Origin of the sequence: Afipia sp. P52-10 (assembly GCF_000516555.1) — a bacterium.
Lineage (GTDB): Bacteria > Pseudomonadota > Alphaproteobacteria > Rhizobiales > Xanthobacteraceae > P52-10.
In genome coordinates this window covers 25,275-43,519 of record NZ_AZSJ01000002.1, presented here as the reverse complement: position 1 = coordinate 43,519, position 18,245 = coordinate 25,275, and the positions used below count along the sequence as shown (strand labels likewise).

General features: G+C 65.1%; 19 protein-coding genes. 3 read left to right on the top strand and 16 right to left on the bottom strand.

Going from position 1 to position 18,245, the window contains the following annotated elements; genetic code table 11:
* Window positions 1-196: 196 nt before the first annotated feature.
* The 3 genes from pdxY to X566_RS24550 all read right to left on the bottom strand — a co-directional run bounded on the left by pdxY (window position 197) and on the right by X566_RS24550 (window position 2,206).
* Window positions 197-1,045, bottom strand: coding sequence for a pyridoxal kinase PdxY (pdxY, locus tag X566_RS00915; RefSeq protein ID WP_034462874.1), 849 nt, complete (start codon window positions 1,043-1,045; stop codon window positions 197-199).
* Between the two features lie 14 nt (window positions 1,046-1,059).
* Window positions 1,060-1,932, bottom strand: a complete 873-nt coding sequence (locus tag X566_RS00910) for an SDR family oxidoreductase (RefSeq protein ID WP_034462779.1) — start codon at window positions 1,930-1,932, stop codon at window positions 1,060-1,062.
* A gap of 64 nt (window positions 1,933-1,996) precedes the next feature.
* Window positions 1,997-2,206: a hypothetical protein gene (locus tag X566_RS24550; protein ID WP_152539760.1), complete on the bottom strand. Its 210-nt coding sequence runs from the start codon at window positions 2,204-2,206 to the stop codon at window positions 1,997-1,999.
* Here X566_RS24550 and X566_RS00905 point away from each other — a divergent pair.
* Together X566_RS00905 and X566_RS00900 are read left to right on the top strand one after the other, a co-directional pair.
* On the top strand, window positions 2,205-2,396 hold the full coding sequence (locus X566_RS00905) for a hypothetical protein (protein ID WP_152539759.1): 192 nt from the start codon (window positions 2,205-2,207) through the stop codon (window positions 2,394-2,396). The genes X566_RS24550 and X566_RS00905 overlap by 2 nt on opposite strands.
* Window positions 2,393-3,817, top strand: a complete 1,425-nt coding sequence (locus X566_RS00900; protein ID WP_051443763.1) for an Asp-tRNA(Asn)/Glu-tRNA(Gln) amidotransferase GatCAB subunit A — start codon at window positions 2,393-2,395, stop codon at window positions 3,815-3,817. Before X566_RS00905 ends, X566_RS00900 begins: the two co-directional genes overlap by 4 nt.
* A 309-nt stretch (window positions 3,818-4,126) precedes the next feature.
* On the opposite strand, the gene ilvC is transcribed toward X566_RS00900, so the two are convergent.
* From ilvC to miaA, 6 genes are all read right to left on the bottom strand, one after another.
* Entirely contained in the window at window positions 4,127-5,146 is a 1,020-nt protein-coding gene (gene ilvC / locus X566_RS00895) for a ketol-acid reductoisomerase (protein ID WP_034462777.1), read from the bottom strand.
* A gap of 145 nt (window positions 5,147-5,291) precedes the next feature.
* Window positions 5,292-5,894 carry a LysE family translocator gene (locus X566_RS00890; protein ID WP_034462776.1) on the bottom strand — a complete coding sequence of 201 codons (603 nt, stop codon included), beginning with the start codon at window positions 5,892-5,894 and terminating at the stop codon, window positions 5,292-5,294.
* Between the two features lie 16 nt (window positions 5,895-5,910).
* A complete protein-coding gene (locus X566_RS00885) occupies window positions 5,911-6,621 on the bottom strand; it encodes a class I SAM-dependent methyltransferase (protein ID WP_034462775.1) in 711 nt (236 codons plus the stop codon).
* 1 nt (window position 6,622) lies between these two features.
* Window positions 6,623-7,165: an acetolactate synthase small subunit gene (gene ilvN / locus X566_RS00880; protein WP_034462774.1), complete on the bottom strand. Its 543-nt coding sequence runs from the start codon at window positions 7,163-7,165 to the stop codon at window positions 6,623-6,625.
* A gap of 143 nt (window positions 7,166-7,308) precedes the next feature.
* Complete coding sequence (locus X566_RS00875) at window positions 7,309-9,087, bottom strand: acetolactate synthase 3 large subunit (RefSeq protein WP_034462773.1); 1,779 nt, start codon at window positions 9,085-9,087, stop codon at window positions 7,309-7,311.
* Between the two features lie 473 nt (window positions 9,088-9,560).
* The gene (gene miaA, locus X566_RS00870) at window positions 9,561-10,502 is read right to left on the bottom strand and encodes a tRNA (adenosine(37)-N6)-dimethylallyltransferase MiaA (RefSeq protein WP_244434640.1); all 942 of its coding nucleotides are present in this window, start codon (window positions 10,500-10,502) and stop codon (window positions 9,561-9,563) included.
* Between miaA and serB the strand changes: the two genes are divergently transcribed.
* Window positions 10,501-11,394: a phosphoserine phosphatase SerB gene (gene serB / locus X566_RS00865; RefSeq protein ID WP_034462772.1), complete on the top strand. Its 894-nt coding sequence runs from the start codon at window positions 10,501-10,503 to the stop codon at window positions 11,392-11,394. The genes miaA and serB overlap by 2 nt on opposite strands.
* Window positions 11,395-11,575: 181 nt before the next feature.
* On the opposite strand, the gene X566_RS00860 is transcribed toward serB, so the two are convergent.
* The 7 genes from X566_RS00860 to X566_RS00830 all read right to left on the bottom strand — a co-directional run bounded on the left by X566_RS00860 (window position 11,576) and on the right by X566_RS00830 (window position 18,083).
* Complete coding sequence (locus tag X566_RS00860; RefSeq protein WP_051443762.1) at window positions 11,576-13,078, bottom strand: Do family serine endopeptidase; 1,503 nt, start codon at window positions 13,076-13,078, stop codon at window positions 11,576-11,578.
* A gap of 384 nt (window positions 13,079-13,462) precedes the next feature.
* On the bottom strand, window positions 13,463-13,663 hold the full coding sequence (locus X566_RS00855; RefSeq protein ID WP_034462771.1) for a DUF2065 domain-containing protein: 201 nt from the start codon (window positions 13,661-13,663) through the stop codon (window positions 13,463-13,465).
* 268 nt (window positions 13,664-13,931) lie between these two features.
* Window positions 13,932-14,840: a protease modulator HflC gene (gene hflC, locus X566_RS00850; protein ID WP_034462770.1), complete on the bottom strand. Its 909-nt coding sequence runs from the start codon at window positions 14,838-14,840 to the stop codon at window positions 13,932-13,934.
* Complete coding sequence (hflK, locus tag X566_RS00845; protein WP_034462769.1) at window positions 14,837-15,988, bottom strand: FtsH protease activity modulator HflK; 1,152 nt, start codon at window positions 15,986-15,988, stop codon at window positions 14,837-14,839. Before hflK ends, hflC begins: the two co-directional genes overlap by 4 nt.
* Before the next feature lie 279 nt (window positions 15,989-16,267).
* The gene (locus tag X566_RS00840; RefSeq protein ID WP_034462768.1) at window positions 16,268-16,777 is read right to left on the bottom strand and encodes a dihydrofolate reductase; all 510 of its coding nucleotides are present in this window, start codon (window positions 16,775-16,777) and stop codon (window positions 16,268-16,270) included.
* A 12-nt stretch (window positions 16,778-16,789) separates the two neighbouring features.
* Window positions 16,790-17,272: a GNAT family N-acetyltransferase gene (locus X566_RS00835; RefSeq protein ID WP_034462767.1), complete on the bottom strand. Its 483-nt coding sequence runs from the start codon at window positions 17,270-17,272 to the stop codon at window positions 16,790-16,792.
* A gap of 16 nt (window positions 17,273-17,288) precedes the next feature.
* Window positions 17,289-18,083: a thymidylate synthase gene (locus tag X566_RS00830; RefSeq protein ID WP_034462766.1), complete on the bottom strand. Its 795-nt coding sequence runs from the start codon at window positions 18,081-18,083 to the stop codon at window positions 17,289-17,291.
* Window positions 18,084-18,245 lie beyond the last annotated feature (162 nt).

Genomic DNA, 18,245 nt, shown 5'->3' with positions numbered 1-18,245 from the left:
TTCAAAGCGTGAGTTGACTGAAGCCGCATCTCATTCGCGTGGACAGGGTTTATGGATTCCGGGTTCGCTCGCATCCAAGTCGGCCGTTGCCGACTTGGACATGAAGAATGCCGAACTCGGGTAGACCCGAGTTCGGTTGCTCGCGCCCCGGAATGACAACCTCATGGACGTTCACCCATGAAGATTGGCGGCAACTTCAAACCCGCTCCACCTCGAACCGTGCCGTCGGGTTGACGAATTCGTCCTGCGCAGCGATTAGCAGAATCTCACGCGAACCGGCGTCCGCGGTGCGTTTCAGCAGGCCGTAGACCGACGACGCCGCCCGCGCCAGCGCTTCGCCCGCGTCGCGCGTTTCCAGATAATGCACGAAGAACAGCGCCGCGATCGCATCACCCGCGCCGTTCACCGACACCGGCAGCAGCGGCGTGCGCACGCGGAAACGGCCGTTGGGCGAAGAGACCACGAGATCGATCACGCCCGGCGGCGTGTCGGTCAGAAGCAGGCTGGTCACAACCACCACCTGTGGCCCGAGCGCATGCACCGCATCGAGCGCAGCGGCGAGGTCCGCCGCCGTCCGCGCCTCGCGGCCCGCAAGCAGCTCAAGCTCGAAGTGGTTCGGCGTGATGATGTCGGCGGCCGCCACCGCCCGCGCCTTCATGAACTCCGGAATGCCCGGCCGCACGAAGACGCCGCGGCCGACGTCGCCGATCACCGGATCGCAGCAGTAGAGCGCATCCGGCCGCACGGCTTTCACCTGCGCAACCGCGCCGAGGATGGCCTCGCCGATCGCCGCATCGCCCATGTAGCCGGAGAGCACGCCGTCGCAACGGGCCAGCGCACCACGCGCAGCGATGCCGCTGACGACATCGGCAATCGCCTCGCCGGTGAACACGCTGCCGGTCCAGGCGCCGTAGCCAGTATGGTTGGAGAACTGCACGGTGTTGACTGCCCAGACCTCGTGGCCGAGCCGCTGCATCGGAAACACCGCGGCTGCATTGCCCACATGACCGTACGCGACCCAGGACTGTATCGAGAGAATGTTCATGGCCATGTCCCAGCTCAGTCCGCCGTCTTCCGCACCAATCCGAGCCGCTTGGCGACGACGCAATCGATCAGCCGCTTCGGCAGGATACGCATCATGAACAGTTGCAGCGGCTCGTTGGAGATCGCGTAGCGCACCTTCGGACGCGGCGTCGTCAATGCCTCATGCACCAGCGCGCCGATCCGCTCCACCGGCAAACCGCTGTTGCCGAGCTCGGCCATCATCGCCCGCATCGTTTGCAAGGCCGGGAAATACGGCGAGGCAGCGAACGGCGCCACATCCATCTCCTGCGCCTTGGCCCAGATCGGTGTCTTCACCGCCGCCGGCCCGATGACGATTACGTCGATGCCGAACATGATCAGTTCGCGCCGCAGGCTTTCCGCGAATCCCTCCAGCGCATGCTTCGACGCGCTGTAAGGCCCGACGAACGGACTGCCGTTGACGCCGGAGACCGAGCTGATCATGACGATACGCCCGGCCGCCCCCGACAGCGCCTCGTCGGTGCCGAGCAGCGGCGCGAACGCCCGCGTCACGCTGATCGGGCCGATCACGTTGATCTCCATCTGCCGGCGATAGTCGTCGAGCGGCACCTCCAGCGAGGGACCCGCGACGGCGATGCCAGCGTTGTTGACCAGCCCCGCCAGCCGCGCGCCTTCAAGCTGGCTCCGCACCTTGGCGGCAGCGGCGAGAACGGCGGTCTCGTCGGTGACGTCGAAGATCAGCGGCACGAAGTTGGCGCCGAGTTCGCCCTGCAGCCGCGCGGCATCGTCAGCCTTGCGGACGCTGCCGAATACCCGGAAGCCTCGGTCGAGCAGAATCTTCGCCGCACTCCAGCCGATCCCCGTCGAGGTGCCAGTGATGACGACGGATCGAAGCGCCTGAGACTGCATGGGATGTCCTCACATCCGGCGGCCGCCGCCGGGCGCGCGCAGCATGCGGTTTTTGCGGATTCGTTCAAGCGGCGAAGCCTGCGGCAAACCGATCAAGAATGATTGCAATCATCTTTGTTGGCAAAGCCATACTCACGTAAGGTCCGGACACCGGAACGCAGATCAGCGTTTCCCTCTGAGAAGAGTTGCGCGGGCGGGCTTGCGCGCGGCCGCGATTAATGACCTCCTTGGTATCAGGCGGCGCAAGACCGCCCACGACAAGGATGCGCAGCATGACAATGGACGAATTCGAAACCCGTCTCGCCAGCCTCGGCGTTACTCTTCCCGAAGCCGACAGGAAACCGCTGCTGGATATGGTCGCCGAAATCGAGCGCGCGGCCGCGCAGGTGCGCGAAGGCCTGACGCTCTCCGACGAAATGGCGATGATCTATCCGACCGACCGGCTGGTGGGAGGTGCGGCATGAGCGCGAACCCGCTGACGATCGCCGAAGCCTCGCGCCTGATCCGCGACAAGAAGCTGTCGCCGGTCGAGTTGACGCAGGACTGCCTGAGCCGGATCGCGGCGCTCGACGGCCAGCTCAACAGCATCATCCTGCTGTTGGCGGACGAGGCGCTGGCGCAGGCGAAGCAGGCCGAAGCCGAAATCGCCAAGGGCCGGTGGCGCGGACCGCTGCATGGCATTCCGCTCGGGCTGAAGGACATCATCGCCTACAAGGGGCATCCGACCACGGCGCATTCCGCCGTGCTGAAGGACAGCGTGTCGGCGGAAGACGCCTTCGTTACCGCGCGGCTGCGCGACGCCGGCGCGGTGATCCTCGGCAAGCTCGCCACCTGGGAGTTCGCCATCGGCGGGCCGTCGCATGACCTGCCGTGGCTGCCGGCCAAGAACCCGTGGAACACGGCGCACGATCCGGCCGGCTCCTCCAGCGGCTCGGCGGCGGCGGTCGCGGCGGGTCTCGCGCTCGGCGCGCTCGGTTCCGACACCGGCGGCTCGATCCGCTCGCCCGCCTCCTTGTGTGGCATCGCCGGGCACAAGCCGACCTATGGTCTGGTCAGCCGCAGCGGCGTGGTGCCGCTGTCGTTCTCGCTCGACCACATCGGGCCGATGTGCTGGACGGCGGAGGACTGCGCGCTGGTGCTGCAAGCCATCGCCGGGTACGACCCGCGCGACCCGGCCAGTGCGCAGACCGCGATCAAGGATCCGGTGGCGGGCCTCGGCGGCAACCTCAAAGGCGTCCGCGTCGGGCTGATCCGCAACTTCTACGAAAAGGACTTTCCGGCGACGGCAGAGGTGATCGCAGCGCTCGACGCCTCGGTGGCGGTGCTGAAGGATCTCGGCGCCGAGGTGCGCGACGTGAAGCTGGCGACGTTGCAAGCCTTCCAGAACGCGGGGCTGTTGATCTCGCGGTCGGACGCGTTTGCGATCCATGCCAAGGCCATGCGCGAAAATCCGCTGCGCTACGGCGCGATCGGCCGCCGCCGCATCCTGGCCGGCGCCTTCACCAACGCCAGCGACTATGTCAACGCCCAGCGCCAGCGCAGGCGGCTGGTCGCCGAGGTCGCGCACACAATGCGCGACGTCGATATCCTGATCTGTCCGACCTCGCGCGAGGCCGCGCCGAAACTCGGAGATTACGCCCACCATGTCGGCGGCAACACGCACTACTGCCGCCCGTACAATCTCACCGGCCAGCCGGCGCTGTCGGTCTGCAACGGCTTCGGCGCAAGCGGGCTGCCGCTGTCGCTACAGATCGCCGGACGGCATTTCGAGGACGATCTCGTTCTGCGCGTCGGCGACGCCTATGAGAAGGCGACCGCGTTCCGCAACCGGCGGCCGGCGCTGACTGAGGACTGGCAGAATGCGCGCCGGGCAGCGGCGGAATGAGTCGCGACCAAGTAATCACTGCAGAGTGAACCACAAACAAAAACGCCGGCCTTCGGGCCGGCGTTTTCGCCTTGAGGTTAGTTGCTCTCCCTCTCCCCGCTCGCGGGGAGAGGGTTGGGGTGAGGAGCGAATACTTTCGTCATGCCGGAGCCCTCACCCGGATTGCTACGCGATCCGACCTCCCCCCATATACGGGGAGAGGTAAAGAGAGAGGCCGAGCTCCGTTCTTGCTCTTGCCGGCCAGAGCGCCCTTCTTGATCCCATAGGGCTCGCGCCTGCGAGCCCCCAGCAAGAAGAAAGCCGCCAGGCTCAGTTCTTCGACTTGTCGACCAGCGCGCCCTTCTTGATCCACGGCATCATATCGCGCAGGCGGGCGCCGACCTCTTCGATCTGGTGCTCGGCGAGCTTGGCGCGAGTCGCCTTGAACGAGGTCTGGTTGACCTTGTTCTCGAGCATCCAGTCGCGAGTGAACTTGCCCGACTGGATATCGTTCAGCACGCGCTTCATCTCGGCCTTGGTCTCCGGGGTGACGATACGCGGACCGGTGACGTACTCGCCGTACTCGGCGGTGTTCGAGATCGAGTAGTTCATGTTGGCGATGCCGCCTTCATAGATCAAGTCGACGATCAACTTCACTTCGTGCAGACACTCGAAGTAGGCCATCTCCGGGGCGTAGCCGGCTTCCACCAGCGTCTCGAAGCCGGCCTTGATCAGCTCGACCAGACCACCGCAGAGCACGGCCTGCTCGCCGAACAGGTCGGTCTCGCACTCTTCCTTGAAGCTGGTCTCGATGATGCCGGCGCGGCCGCCGCCGATGGCGCTGGCATACGACAGGCCGAGGTCATGGGCGTTGCCCGAGGAATCCTTGGCGATGGCGATCAGGCACGGCACGCCGCCGCCGCGCTGATACTCCGAACGCACGGTGTGGCCTGGGCCCTTGGGCGCGACCATCAGCACGTCGAGGTCGGCGCGCGGCTCGATCAGGTTGAAGTGGACGTTGAGACCGTGCGCGAACAAGAGCGCGGCGCCCTGCTTCATGTTGGCGTGCAGGTGGTCGCGATAGATGTCGCCCTGCAGCTCGTCCGGGGTGAGCATCATCATCACGTCGGCCCACTTGGCAGCCTCGGCGACTTCCATCACCTTGAAGCCTGCGGCTTCCGCCTTCTTCGCGGTGGCCGAACCCTTGCGCAGCGCGATGGCAACGTCCTTGACGCCGGAGTCCTTCAGGTTCAGCGCGTGGGCGTGGCCCTGGCTGCCATAGCCGACAATGCAGACCTTCTTGCCCTTGATCAGGTTCAGGTCGGCATCGCGATCGTAGTAAACACGCATGATCAGTCCTCTGCTTGGCGGCCTTTATCCTCAAGGCCCTCATTGGTTGACGAATGTCAGGAAGTGCCCGGGGTGCGCCAAGGCCCCTCGGAAACATGATTTCGGCGCTGTCTGTAGAGCATTTTGCTCCCCTCGCAAAGCATCGTCATCCCTCGAACAGCACCGGATACAGGGATGCGACCAGCAGCAGCGCCATCACCACATTGAAGATGCGGATCGAACGCGGCGTCGACAGGAAACGGCTCAGGGCCGTTCCGAACAGGGCCCAGGTCGAGGACGAGAAGAACCCGACGATGGCAAAGATCAGGCTCAGAACGAGCACATTGTAGGGATACGGCGCGATCGCCGAATAGGTGGTCAGGCTGCCGATCGCGATCACCAGCCCCTTGACGTTGATCCACTGGAACAGTGCCGCGCCGAAGAAAGTCAGCGGCCGGCCGCGCTTGTCGCCCTTGGCGTCGATCCCGCCCGACATCGCGATCGCGTAAGCGAGATAGAGCAGATACGCCGCGCCCGCATATTTCAGCACGGTGTAGAGCACCGGATAGGCATGGAAGATCGCGCCGAGACCGAGGCCGACGACCGCGACCAGAAAGCTGAAACCGAGGTTGACGCCGAGCACATGCGGCAGCGTCCGGCGAAAGCCGAAGTTCAGCCCCGATGTCAGCAGCATCGTGTTGTTCGGCCCCGGCGTGAACAACGCCACCGTGGCGAAGACGATGAAGGCAACTGTGAGTTCGTGCGACATGGCGTGGGTACAAGGGTTACTTGCCCTCGCCGTTCGCGTGCGGCTTGATCACGCGATACGCGGCATAGACCGGCGGACGATACTCCGCCTCCTCGATCGCAAAGCCCGCTTCCTTCAATAATCCCTCGATCACCCAGCCGAAGGTCGAGTGTTCATCACGCACATGCATGGCGAACTCCTCGCGCGAATAGCTGTGGTTCTTCAACAGGAAATCGGTCCACTGTTCGACGTTGCGCTCGACCCCATCGGGCTTGCACGAGAACACGATGTCGCGCAGGAACAGCGTGCCGCCGGGCTTCAGCGCCTTGAACAGCCGCGCCAGCGCCACCGCCTTCCAGAAGTCCGGCAGGTGATGGAGCGCGAACTCGCTGATGATCAGATCGAACGAGCCGGGCTCGTAGGTGAAGCTCAGGAAGCCCGCCGACTGGGTGATCAGCGACACGCCGAGTTCGCGGGCACGCAACTCCGCCATCTGCAGCATCGCCGGCGAAATATCGACTGCGTGTACGGTGGCGCCCATCTCCGCCGCCTCGCAGGCCATCAGTCCGATGCCGCAGCCGATGTCGGCCACGGTCCAGCCCGGCTTGACGCCGAGGCTCTTCAGCACGCTGCGCGCGCGATCGGGGTGATCGCCCTGGCGGCGATCGTAGGTGGCGACCTGGGCTTCCGCGGAGAAGTCGAGGCCGACCTGACGACGGTCGTTGTAATACCAGTCGCGGGCGAGCATGTTACATCCCTTCCGGTCCCCGCGAGATCGCGACAACGCCGGTGCGCGACACTTCGACGAGGCCTAACGGCTTCATCAGATCGATGAACTGGTCGATCTTCGCCGTGTTTCCTGTGATCTCGAACACGAAACTCTCGGTGGTGGCATCGATGACACGGGCGCGGAACGCCTCCGCCAGCCGCAGCGCCTCGACCCGCGGATCGCCGGAGCTTTTCACCTTGACCATCGCCAATTCGCGCTCGATCGAACGGCCGGCGAGCGTCATGTCCACCACCCGGTAGACCGGGATCATGCGGTCGAGCTGGTGCTTGATCTGCTCGATCACCATCGGCGTACCGGTGGTGACGATGGTGATGCGCGAGACGTGCTTCTGGTGCTCGGTCTCCGACACCGTCAGGCTCTCGATGTTGTAGCCGCGGCCGGAGAACAGGCCGATCACGCGCGCGAGCACGCCGGGCTCGTTGGCGACGAGGACGGAGAGCGTGTGCGTCTCATTCGGATCGTGGCGATCCTCAAGGAAGTAGGCGGAAGCGGGTTGGTTCATTGTACGTTTCTCATCCGTTTCGAACCTCATGGTGATGAGCGCGGCACGCGCGTCTCGAACCAAGAGGCCAGTAGCGTCTCCCCATCCTTCGAGACGCCGCTTCGCGGCTCCTCAGGATGAGGCCTCGGTCTCCTTCGATCACCTCACACCAGCGCCTTGCCGCCGGCGAAGGCCTTGGCGGTGGCCTCGTCGGTGGCTTCCGCCGGAAGCAGCATCTCGTTGTGCGCCTTGCCCGACGGGATCATCGGGAAGCAGTTCTCCAGCGCCGCGACGCGACAATCGAACAGAACCGGCTTCTTCACCTTGATCATCTCGGTGATCGCGCCTTCGAGGTCCGACGGCTTCGACACCTGGATGCCATGCGCGCCATAGGCGTCGGCGAGCTTGACGAAGTCCGGCAGCGCCTCCGAATACGAATGCGACAGGCGATTGCCGTGCAGGAGCTGCTGCCACTGCCGCACCATGCCCATGTACTGGTTGTTCAGGATGAAGATCTTGATCGGGAGTTCGAACTGCACCGCCGTCGACATCTCCTGCATCGTCATCTGCACCGAGGCGTCGCCGGCGATATCGACGACTAGGCTGTTCGGATGCGCCACCTGCACGCCGAGCGCCGCCGGCAGGCCGTAGCCCATGGTGCCGAGCCCGCCGGAGGTCATCCAGCGGTGCGGCTCCTCGAAGCCGTAGAACTGCGCCGCCCACATCTGGTGCTGGCCGACTTCGGTGGTGATGTAGGTGTCCTTAGCCCGCGTCAGCTCGAACAGCTTCTGGATCGCATACTGCGGCAGGATCACGTCGCTGCTCTGCTTGTAGGCGAGCGAGTTGCGCGCCTTCCACTGCGCGATCTGATTCCACCACGCCTTGATGTCCGGCTTCTTGGCTTCCGCCTTGAACACCTGCAACAGGTCGCCCATGATGTTTCCGGCATCGCCGATGATCGGCACGTCGACACGGATGTTCTTGTTGATCGACGAGGGGTCGATGTCGATATGGATCTTCTTCGAGCCCGGCGAGAACGCGTCGGTGCGGCCGGTGATGCGGTCGTCGAAGCGCGCACCGATGCACAGCATCACGTCGCAGTCGTGCATCGCCATGTTGGCTTCGTAGGTACCGTGCATGCCGAGCATGCCGAGCCAGTTCGGCCCCGATGCCGGATAGGCGCCGAGCCCCATCAAGGTCGAGGTGATCGGGAAGCCGGTGGCGGCCACCAACTCGCGCAGGATCTTCGAGGCATCGCCGCCGGCGTTGATGACGCCGCCGCCGGTGTAGATGATCGGCTTCTTGGCGTTCGCCAGCAACGACACCGCCTTGCGGATCTGCAACGCGTCGCCCTTCACGCGCGGCTGGTAGGACACATGCACGTCGGATTTGCGCGGCGGGTGATAGAGGCCGAGCGCGAACTGCACGTCCTTCGGAATGTCCACCACCACCGGGCCTGGACGGCCAGTGGTCGCCACATAGAACGCCTCGTGCAGCACGCGCGGCAGATCGTCGACGTTGCGCACCAGCCAGTTGTGCTTGGTGCAGGGCCGCGTGATGCCGACGGTGTCGCACTCCTGGAACGCGTCATTGCCGATCAGGTGCGTCGGCACTTGGCCGGTGATGCACACCAGCGGGATCGAATCCATCAGCGCGTCGGCGAGCGGGGTGACCATGTTGGTCGCGCCGGGGCCGGATGTCACCAGCACCACGCCGGGCTTGCCGGTGGAGCGCGCATAGCCTTCCGCCGCATGGCCCGCGCCCTGCTCATGGCGGACGAGAATGTGCTGCACGTCGCTCTGCTGGAAAATCTCGTCATAGATCGGCAGCACCGCACCGCCGGGATAGCCAAAGATGTGCTGGACGCCATGATCCTTGAGCGCGCGCACGACCATCGCCGCGCCGGTCATCTGGTTTTTGTCGCTCGCCTTGCTCTCGCTCATCTTTCGCTCCGGGGGGCGCACGCCGCGCCGCTCTTTCGTTGTCTCGTTCCGCTTGGCCTCGAAAAAACCGCTCCCGTTTCGGGCCTTGCGCGGGAAATAAAAAAGGGCCTCTGAAGGGCCCTGTGCACCGCCTACCTTTCAGACGGCCTCAGCCGTCCCGGGCGGTGCTCCAGGGTACGACAATAAGGACGAGCTTTGCAATTTTATTACGCATGGGTCGCCTGAATGCTTCAAAGGTTGCGCGGACTTATAACCACGACGGGGCGCGAGTCAAGTCTTGCGCTGCGAGGCACAAGATAGCGCGGTTTCGGACATCCGGCGAGGGTTAATAGACGAACAGACAGCTCGAAAAACGGCCAGCCGGTATGCGGCTCCGCCAGGCCAAACCGATCCGGGCCAGCCAGCCCAGCTCCGGGACCTCCGTTGGTGGCGCGTCGTTCTCCAACAGCAGGCAAGCCCAACTGCCGAAAACCCTAAGCCGCAATGGCGTCCCAGGCCTCCTCCGGCCTGACCCAGCGAAATTCCGGCAGCTGATGGCGAAACCAGGTGAATTGCCGCTTGGCATAGTGGCGGGTGTCGGCCGCGCCGACCATCTGCGCCTCCTCCAGCGTCGCCTCGCCGCGCAGGTGGCGGATCAGGACCGGTACGCCGTGCGCCTTCATCGCCGGCAGCATCGGGTCAAGTCCGCGTGCGGCGAGCGCCCGCACCTCCTCGCGTGCGCCCTGCTTCAGCATCGCTGCGAAGCGCTGGTCGATTCGCCGATAGAGCTCGGCCCGGTCGGGGGCGAGAAACACCGCGGTCACATGGGCCGGCGACAGCAGCGGCGGCAGCCCCTCGCCGTGCCAGTCGGCGAGCGGCCGCCCGGTCGCCTCGATCACCTCCAGCGCACGGGCGACACGGGCCTGGTCGCGCGGCTTCAGCCGTGCCCCGGCGTCCGGATCGCGCCGGGCCAGTTCGGCATGCAAAACCTCGATGCCGTCGCGCGCCAGCCGCGCCCGCACCGCCTCGCGGACCTCGGCCGGAACCGGCGGCACGTTCGACAACCCGCGCAGCAGCGCCTTGAAGTAGAGCCCGGTGCCACCGATGATAACCGGCAGCCATCGGTTCGCGCGCGCTTCCGCCAGTGCTGCGGCCGCGTCGTCCAGCCAGCTGCCGACCGAGCAGTTGATCGCAGCATCCCGGTGCCCATAAAGGCGATGCGGAACCCGCGCCTCGTCCGCCTCCGTCGGCCGCGCGGTGATCACCCGCAGGTCGCGATAGACCTGCATGGAATCCGCATTGATGACGACGCCGCCAGCCTGTTCGGCCAGCCTCAGCGCGAGCGCCGACTTGCCGCTGGCCGTTGGCCCTGCGATAAGCACCGCCCTGCCCGTATCGATCGCGGGCTTGTCCTCATTCCTGGCGTGACCGCTCATGTCCCTCGTCGCAACGCTCATTTGCAATCCGGTCAATCCCGCGCTCGATAGCACGGCGATCGAGGCTGCGCGCGCGATTTTGCCGACCGCCCACGACGTCCACTGGCTGTTCGAGGGCGTGGCCGCCGACATCCCGTTCGAGGACACCGAGGAAACCGCCACCGACATCGCCAATCGCCTGCGCGCGGCGATCGGCGACTTCCCCGTCGATGTCGTCGTGCAACCGCGGGCGACGCGGCGCAAGCGGCTGTTCCTCGCCGACATGGATTCCACCATGATCGGCCAGGAATGCATCGACGAACTGGCCGACTTCGCGGGGCTGAAGGCGCATGTGGCGGCGATCACCGAGCGCGCCATGCGCGGCGAGATCGAGTTCGCGCCTGCCTTGCGCGAGCGCGTGGCGCTGCTGAAAGGGCTGCCGGTGAAGGTTGTTGACGAGGTGATCGACAAACGGCTGACGCTGACGCCAGGCGGCCGCCAGCTCGTGCAGACCATGCGCGCGAACGGTGCCTATACCTGTCTCGTTTCCGGTGGCTTCACCCTGTTCACCGACGCCATCGCCACCAAGATCGGCTTCCAGGAAAACCGCGCCAACACGCTGCTGGTAGCGGGCGGCGCGTTCACCGGCGCGGTCGCCGAGCCGATCCTCGGCAAGGAGGCGAAGCTCGCCGCACTGCAGGAGCTGCGCGAGCAGTTCGAGCTCGACAACATCGATACGCTCGCGGTCGGCGACGGCGCCAACGATCTGGCAATGATCCAGGATGCGGGCCTCGGCGTCGCCTATCACGCCAAGCCCGCGGTAGCCGCGGCCGCCGCCGCGCGTATCGACCATGGCGACCTCACCGCGCTGCTCTATGCGCAGGGCTACCGCCGCGACGAATTCGTGGGCTGAGATATTTCCTTCTCCCCGCTTGCGCGGGGCGCGAAAGACGAGCAACAACGCCGCATTGGTGAGGGGCGGTGTACAGCACCGCGTCTCGAACCATGAGGCCGTGGATCGCCGCCTCGGCCTCATCCTTCGAGACGCCGCGCGCCGCGGCTCGTCAGGGTGACGGTCAGAGGTCCAACAGCTCCTATTGCACGCTGAGCGTCACGAAGCGGACTTCGCCGTCCGGATTCGACACCGTGAGCAGCGCGCTCTTCTTGCCGTCCTTCTTCAACTGGTCGACACGCTTCTTGATATCGGCGACGTTGGTCACCGCCTCCTGCGCGACTTCCATGATCACATCGCCCGCGCTCAGCCGCTTGTCGGCGGCATCGCGGCTGCCCTCGATCGAGGTGATGACCACACCCTTGACGCTATCCTTGACCTTGTAGCGCGAGCGCAGTGCCGGCGAGAGCGCGGCGAGATCGAGGCCGAGCGCCTTCTGTGACACGGTCTTCTCTTCCGCAGGCGCCGGAACCTTGAGCGAAGCCTCCTTCGCTTTTTCGTCGTCCTCGAGACGGCCGAGCGTGACCTTCCTGGTCTGCTCCTTGCCCTTGCGGATCACCACGACATCGACCTCCTTGCCGATCGGCGTGTCGGCAACGACGCGCGGCAGATCCTTCATCGTCTTGATGTCCTTGCCGTCGAACTTGACGATCACGTCGCCGGACTCGATGCCGGCGGGCTTGGCCGGCCCCTTGTCATCGATACCGGCAATCAACGCGCCGCGCGCCGGCTTGATGCTCAGGCTCTCGGCAATCTCGTCGGTGACCTCCTGGATGCGCACGCCGAGCCAGCCGCGTCTTGCCTCGCCGAACTGGCGAAGCTGGTCGATGACGCCGGTGACGATGTTCGAGGGCACCGCGAAGCCGATGCCGACCGAGCCGCCGGTCGGCGAGAAGATCGCGGTGTTGACGCCGATTACGTCGCCGTTGAGGTTGAACAGCGGACCGCCCGAGTTGCCGCGGTTGATCGCCGCGTCGGTCTGAATGTAGGCGTCGTATTGCCCGCCAATATCGCGGTTGCGGGCCGAGACGATGCCGGCGGTGACGGTACCGCCGAGGCTGAACGGATTGCCGATCGCCACCACCCACTCGCCGATCCGCACGCTGTCCGAATTGCCGAACTTGACTGCGACCAGCGGCTTCTCCGGCGGCTTGAACTTCAACAGCGCCAGGTCGGTCTTCTTGTCGCGGCCGACGATCTCGGCCGGGATCTTGGTGCCGTCGTTGAGGATGATGTTGATCTCGTCGGCATCGGCAATGACGTGGTTGTTGGTGACCACCATGCCGGCAGTGTCGATGATGAAGCCGGAGCCGAGTGAATTGACCCGGCGCGGACCGCTGTTGCCGCCGCGCGGACCACCTTCGCCGCCGCGGCGATTCTTGAAGAACTCGTCGAAGAAATCCTGGAACGGCGAGTCGGGCGGAAGCTGCGGCATCACCCCGCCGCGCTCGCCGCCACGCGCGGCGACGTTCTGCGAGGTCGAGATGTTGACGACCGCGTCGATCACTTTCTCGGCGACGTCGGCGATGTTCTCGGGCCCGCGGGCGAAAGCGGGTGCAGCAAGGCTCGTGCTGGCGAGCGCAAGCGCCCCCGCGACCGCGAATGCACGCACGCGGCTGATGGTCAATTCAAACGGACCGGGCATGGTCAAACGTCTCCTGGAAAAACAAACATGTGGGCTGCCGCGTCGATTGCGAGGGCCGCGCCTTCATCATTCGGCGGCGAGACTATCGGGTTTTGGCACCGAGTGGAATCGGCATCGTGCAGGAGGGCAGGATACCGCAGGGCGGAGAGCCGCAGGCCGCTCCGTTCCGCAAACAATCAGGCCAGCCGTCCGACGTCGCAATGTTACGCATGCGCCGACTTCACAGGTCCATTGCGGCGGAACGCGGGCAAACTCGCCGCATTCGCGACAAATGCCGCCGCCACGGCTCCGGCCCGGGACACGTTCCATTGAGAATGGCGCATCCTATTGCCCGCCAGAACATCGGCCTCGGGCGCGGCCGCCGCTGATGACAGCAGCAGGGCCTTACCGGCGGATCAGCCAGATCAGCAGCAGGCCGCCGATGGCGGAAATCAGCCCGGTGGCGCGCAGCACGTTGTCGGGGGTCTTGATCAGACTCTCCATCGCGCCGCGGATCCAGTTCGGAACGCCGAACAGCAGCACTCCCTCGATCACGAAGAGAATACCGATGCCGACCAGAAAATCGCTGAACGCAAGCGATGGCATTGAACGTCCCAACCCTCTTGCGTTTCTCGCCCGGCGCAAAGCGCTGCATCGGGCGTGTGGTTCGCGCATGGTGTCAGACTCAGAGCATGACCGGACCGATCATGCTCGAACAGGAAGCTAAAGCGCGATCAAGATTCGTCCAAATCTTATTGCGCCTCAGGTCCGGGAACCGGACTCGGCCCGGGACGGCCGTGTTTGGCACGGTCCGAGACGAAAATCGACTCCGCTCCTTGCGGAGCGGAGTCGATTTTGGGTCACCCCGCCGTTTTTACTGCGGACGCGGCTGTGCCGGCGCCGGCGTCCTCGGCTTGCCTGATGGGTCGCCGAAGTAACGGAAGAAGTCCGAATCCGGCCGCAGCAGGAAGCGGGTATCATTCCCCTTCAAGCCCGCTTCGTATGCCGCCATCGAGCGATAGAAGGCGAAGAAGTCCGCGCTCTGGCCGTAGGCTTCGGCAAAGATGCGGTTGCGTTCGCCGTCTGCCTCACCGCGCGTTTCTTCGGCCTTCTGCTGCGCCTCGGCGACGATGATGGTCGCATCGCGATCGGCACGCGAGCGGATTTCCTGCGCCCGCTGGCCGCCTTCGGCGCGTGCTTCCGCCGCTTCGCGCTGACGCTCGGTCTGCATCCGCTGATAGACCGCCTGGCTGTTCTGCTCCGGCAGGTCGGCGCGACGGATTCGCACGTCCACCACCGAGATGCCGTAGACGTCGGCCTCGCGGTCGAGCTGGTCGCGGATGCGGATCATCAGCGCGGCACGGTTGTCACGGACGAGGTTGGAGAACGTCACCTCGCCGAGCACGCGCCGCAACGCCGAGTTCAGCAGCGTCGCCAGCTGGATGTTCGCCGACTGCACCGTCGCCACCGTCTGGTAGAAGCGCAAGGCGTCCTTGATGCGGTAGCGCGCGAACGCGTCCACCACCAGACGCTTCTGGTCTGAGGCGATGATTTCCTGCGCCGGGTTTTCCAGGTCGAGGATGCGCTTATCGAGGCGAATCACCGAATCGACGAACGGCACCTTGAAGTGCAGGCCCGGCTTGGTGACGACGCGGACCGGCTCACCCAGCCGCACGACGATCGACTGATCGACCTGATGCACGGTGAACAGCGACGAGTAGCCGACGACCGCAAGAGCCGCGAGCACGATCAGGGCAACGATGCCAGAGATGCCAGCCTTCATCGGTTGCCTCCCTGCGGCTGACCCTGCTGCTGTTGCTGCGGCGGCGCTGGCGGCTGCTGCCGGCGTGACAGTTCGCCGAGCGGCAGGTAGGGCAGCACGCCCTGTCCGGCGCCCTGGCCGGGGTCGTAGACAAGCTTGTCGGCGTTACCGAAAATTCGTTCCATGGTTTCCAGATAGATGCGCTGGCGCGTCACGTCGGGCGCCTTCTTGTATTCGTCATAGACCTTCAGGAAGCGCGCGGTCTGACCTCTCGCTTCGGCGACCGCCTGGCCGCGATAGGCCTCGGCGCCCTGCAGGATCTGCGCGGCGCGGCCGCGGGCATCCGGCACGATGCGGTTGGCGTAGGTGCGCGCCTCGTTCTGCAGACGCTCCTGGTCGGCGCGCGCCGCCTGCACGTCGCGGAACGCGTCGATCACCTGCGACGGCGGATCGACCTTCTGCATCTGCACCTGGTTGATCAGCACGCCCGAGGTGTACTCGTCGAGCGTCCGCTGCATCAGGTCCTGCACCGCCTGTTCGGTCGCGGTTCGCGCGCCGGTCAGGATCGGCTGGATCTCGGAGCGGCCGATCACCTCGCGCATCGCGCTTTCGGCGACCGCCTTCACGGTGCCTTCCGGGTTCTGGATGTTGAACAGGAAATCACCGACGCCGTCCGGCTTGATGCGCCACAGCACGGTGAAGTCCACGTCGACGATGTTCTCGTCGCCGGTCAGCATCAGGCTTTCCTCGGGCACGTCGCGCATGGTGGTGCCACCGCGGCCTTCGGTGACGCGCATGCCGATCGACACCGAACGGATACGCAACGCCTCCGGCAGCAGCACGGTCTCGATCGGATACGGCAGGTGATAGTTCAGACCGGGCTGCACCGTGCGCACGTACTGGCCGAACCGCAGCACCACGCCGAGTTCGTTCGGCTGCACGCGGAAGAAACCGGACAGACCCCAGATCACCGCGACGACAAGGACCGCGATCACCACGCCCATGGTGCTGAAGTGGCCCCCCGGCAACAGCGACTGCAGCTTGTCCTGGCCGCGGCGCAGCAGATCCTCCAGATCCGGCGGTGTCGGCCCCGAGGACTGTGGTCCCGAGCCCCAAGGCCCCTTTGGCCCGGACCCCCATGGCCCGCCGCCCTGATTTTTCCACGCCATCGACAATATCTCCTTGTGGCGACGCTCCTTGCGCCCGCCAAACCCGGAAGGGTTATAGGCGACGCCGCTTGCCCTTAGCAACGCAAGGACGCTGCCATGCCTTCGCAGTGCGGCGCGCACAACGCCGCACCTATCTCGTTGTCAGAACAGGCGCTATTCCGGACACGGGATCGTGTCTTGCACAAGCGCAAATCGCTCTGCCCCGGGGCCGCACCGGCCACCGCAGCCGGATTCGTCCGCATTCGTGAGCGGAGCACATCGGGAACAGCGGCAATTCGCTCAAATTAGCGGCTTTCTGCGCCAGGTGACGTAGGAAAAATCGGCATTGTCGTCGGGGCCCGCCGCGTTGAAGACGCGCGAAACCTCCTCGAACTGCGACAGGTCGGGGGTGAACGTGGCATCGCCCGCGACCGCCTTGTGAACCTCGGTGATCTCCAGCCGCGTCGCAAGCGGCATCCACTGCACGTAAATCTCCGTGCCGCCGATGACTGCGATTTCAGTGGCAAAACGCCGCAGCGCATCACCCCGGGCCACATCCATCGCCTGTGCGAGCGACGTCACCGCCAGTGCACCAGGAGCCGAAAAACCCGCATCGCGCGTCATGACGATGTTGGTGCGTCCGGGCAGCGGCTTTGGGAACGACTGGAACGTCTTGCGGCCCATCACCACCGGCTTGCCCATGGTGAGGCGCTTGAAACGCTGCATGTCGCTCTTCAGCCGCCACGGAATCGTGTTGTTGAGGCCGATCGTGCCGTTCTCGGCGATAGCGACGACGAAGACGATATCCATTCCCTGATCCGATCAAACGTCCTGCGCCAGCCGTGCGAGCGCATCGCCGCTGACGCGGCAGAGGGTCCACTCGTCGAGCATCACCGCGCCGAGCGACTTGTAGAAGGCGATCGACGGTGCGTTCCAGTCCAGCACCGCCCATTTCAGGCTGCTCCAGCCGTTGTCGACGCAGGTCTGCGCCAGGTACCGCAGCAGCGCCTTGCCGATGCCCTTGCCGCGATGGCTCGGCCGAACGAACAAGTCTTCGAGATAGACGCCCGGCTTGCCGGCGAAGGTCGAGAAATTGACGAACCAGACCGCGAAGCCGACCGGCTCACCGTCCCACTCGGCGATGTCGCAGAACAGCCGCGGCGTCTCCGAGAATAGCGCAGCGGCGATCATCGCCTCGGTGGCTTCCACCTCGTGGCTAAGTTTTTCGTACGCGGCGAGTTCGCGGATGAAGCCGAGCACGAGACCCGCCTCGCCTGCACGCACCTTGCGGATCAGCAGGGACATGGCGCCGCTCGAACGGTCAAACCGCGACTTCAGCCTTGATATGCGGATGCGGATCGTAACCGGCGAGCGTGAAGTCCTCGTAGCGAAAGCCGAAGATATCCTTCACCGCCGGGTTGATCGCCATCGTCGGCAGCGCGCGCGGTGCGCGGCTGAGTTGCAGGTGCGCCTGCTCGAGATGGTTCGCATAGAGGTGCGCGTCGCCGAGCGTGTGGATGAACTCGCCCGCCTTCAGCCCAGTCACCTGCGCGATCATCATCGTCAACAGCGCGTATGAGGCGATGTTGAACGGCACGCCGAGGAACACGTCCGCCGAGCGCTGGTAGAGCTGGCACGACAGCTTGCCGTTGGCGACGTAAAACTGAAACAGGCAGTGGCACGGCGGCAGCGCCATCTGCTCCACGTCGGCGGGATTCCAGGCGCTGACGATCAGCCGCCGCGAATTTGGATTGGTCTTGATCGCCGCGACCACATCGCTGATCTGGTCGATGGTACGCCCGTCCGGCGCTTGCCACGACCGCCACTGCTTGCCGTACACCGGACCGAGGTCGCCGTTCGCGTCGGCCCATTCATCCCAGATCGTCACGCCATGGTCGTGCAGGTACTTGATGTTGGTATCGCCCTGCAGGAACCAGAGCAGCTCGTGGATGATCGCCTTCAGCGGCAGCCGCTTGGTGGTCAGCATCGGGAACCCGGCGCCGAGGTCGAATCGCATCTGGTGGCCGAACACCGAGATCGTGCCGGTGCCGGTACGGTCGCCCTTCTCGGCGCCGTCGGCCAGGATGCGTTCCAACAGGTCGTGATATTGCTTCATGGGGTCCGGTCGCTGGGTTTTGGTCCACGCCCGGCCGGCGACTCGCCTAGCCGGCCACAGCATAACACGCAGGCACCACGGTCCTGCTCTCGTCCTCCTTTATAAATGACCGCCCACCCCACAAACGACAAGGGCAGCGCCTGGCGCTGCCCCCGTTATCAA